4 protein-coding genes are annotated in these 1,437 nt (G+C 63.3%); all 4 read left to right on the top strand.

All coding sequences use genetic code 11. From position 1 onward, the window contains the following. On the top strand, positions 1–424 hold a 424-nt coding region (locus AC2VON_RS01590), incomplete at its 5' end, for a TCP-1/cpn60 chaperonin family protein (protein WP_486951361.1). 183 nt (positions 425–607) lie between these two features. Continuing rightward, positions 608–880 (top strand): type II toxin-antitoxin system Phd/YefM family antitoxin, encoded by a 273-nt coding sequence (locus AC2VON_RS01585; RefSeq protein ID WP_421528778.1) that lies wholly within the window; start codon positions 608–610, stop codon positions 878–880. Continuing rightward, a complete protein-coding gene (locus AC2VON_RS01580) occupies positions 877–1,128 on the top strand; it encodes a type II toxin-antitoxin system RelE family toxin (protein WP_421528779.1) in 252 nt (83 codons plus the stop codon). Before AC2VON_RS01585 ends, AC2VON_RS01580 begins: the two co-directional genes overlap by 4 nt. A 69-nt stretch (positions 1,129–1,197) precedes the next feature. Continuing rightward, a partial coding sequence (locus AC2VON_RS01575) for an enoyl-CoA hydratase-related protein (protein ID WP_486951360.1) occupies positions 1,198–1,437 on the top strand: 240 nt, incomplete at its 3' end.

Here is a 1,437-nt window from a genome sequence, read left to right as displayed (position 1 = left end):
AAAAGAAGAGAAATTTTTTCATCAGAACGAGCAAGAATTTTTCGAAAAATTTTTAGTACGTCCCGATGCGAGAGGCTTCTCTCTTTTCAGAAGCCATGACCAGGCGGCGGGGGTCGACGTCTTCTCCGACGCCCTGGCCGCACCGCTGTACTGGATCGCCGACAACGCCGGCCTGGACGGTGCGGTCGTGGTCAACAAGGTCAGCGGGCTGCCCGCCGGGCACGGCCTCAACGCCGCGACGCTGCGCTACGGCGACCTGATCGCCGACGGCGTCATCGACCCGGTCAAGGTCACCCGGTCGGCGGTGCGCAACGCGGCATCGGTGGCACGGATGGTGCTCACCACCGAGACGGCGATTGTCGAGAAGCCCGCCGAGGAGGAGGGCGACGGCCACGGGCATGGGCACGGGCATCATCACCACTAGTTCGCCACCAAGAGGGCGGGGGCTGGAACCTGTTGTGAGTTCCGGCCCCCGTTCTTGATGCCTCGCCCGACGAGCTCGAGAAAGTCGAGCGACGTCGAGTTCTCCATGCACTGATCACTTTCGCGGCGATCGCCCCGATTTACGGAAGCGGGGCGCACAAGAGGCTGTGTAATGTGTGTACACATGAGTACGCATAGTCTGCGGGATCTTCGCGGCAGCCTAGGAGCAGTGGTGCGGACGGTCGCCTCGACAGGCGAAGAAGCCATCATCACCGACAGCGGCACCGAGGTAGCGGTGATCATCAGCTTGGCCGACTACGAGCGGCTGCATGAGCACGCCGATGTCGTCGACGCACTTCGGCTGCGCGAGCTGCAGGCCAACTCGTTCCGCGCGGTTCCTCTGGCGGAGATGCTTGACGAACTCGGTGTCGATGCCGATGCGTTCGCGGCCGGATGAAGATCTCGTTTCATCCGGACGTCCTCAAGCAGTTGCAGCGACTCCCGCGTGCTGAATTGGAGGCGGCACTGCAGGTGGTCATAGGCCTGTCGAACGATCCACGACCGGCCAAAGCGAAGAAATTAGTTGGGAGCCAACGTGATTGGCGTGTGCGATTCGGGCATTACCGGGTGGTGTACGCCATCGACGACACCGCGGGCGAGATAACGGTTTTCAACGTGGCCAAGCGCAGCGACGCCTATCGGTGACGCGTTGGCGTCAGGTCCGGCCGGTGTTAGCGTCCGAGTAGCGCCGGGTCAATCGAGTGAGGCCAAACAATGGAAGAACCTCTACTGCTGCACCATCGCGACGAGCGCGGTGTCGTCACGCTGACGCTGAACCGCCCGAACGCTTTCAATGCGTTGTCGGAGGCCATGCTCGCGGCGCTCGGCGAGACCGTCGACGCGCTCGCCGACGACGGGGCGGTGCGTGCCGTCGTGCTCGGGGCGTCCGGCGCGGCCTTCTGTGCCGGCCACGACCTGAAGGAGATGCGGGCCGAGCCGTCGCTCGACTATTAC

The organism is Mycobacterium sp. TH-M82, from assembly GCF_057473605.1.
The sequence above is the reverse complement of the archived record's forward strand: the minus strand, read 5'-3'. Positions and strand labels throughout refer to the sequence as shown.

What these genes read in the sequence shown, in the direction of transcription:
- AC2VON_RS01580 (WP_421528779.1), top strand. Translation starts at nt 877, where the DNA reads ATGAAGATCTCGTTTCATCCGGACGTCCTCAAGCAGTTGCAGCGACTC.
- AC2VON_RS01585 (WP_421528778.1), top strand. Translation starts at nt 608, where the DNA reads ATGAGTACGCATAGTCTGCGGGATCTTCGCGGCAGCCTAGGAGCAGTG.